A 209-nucleotide genomic window follows, 5' to 3' on the forward strand; every position below is an offset into this window, starting at 1 on the left:
AGCAGCAGCGCGACGCGGTCGCCGGGTTCGGCGTTCAGGTCGCCCTGCAGCAGGTTGGCGGTCTTGGCCACCCAGTTCGCGAACGTGGCCACGGACAGCTCGACCCGTTCCCCGGTGGCATCGTCGTAGAACGTGACGAGCGGCCGCCCCGGATCAGCGGCGAGGGCGGCCTGGAGGAGGGCGGCGGGGGTGCGGTTCGCGGCATTCAC

Annotated in this window: 1 protein-coding gene; it reads right to left on the reverse strand. The window is 72.2% G+C overall.

Annotated features, from left to right (window positions below; all coding sequences use genetic code 11):
* A partial coding sequence (locus tag G3I40_RS10965; RefSeq protein WP_343244890.1) for a TIGR03089 family protein occupies positions 1–209 on the reverse strand: 209 nt, incomplete at its 3' end.

It is taken from the genome of Streptomyces sp. SID14478, from assembly GCF_010548525.1.
Classification (GTDB): Bacteria; Actinomycetota; Actinomycetes; order Streptomycetales; family Streptomycetaceae; genus Streptomyces.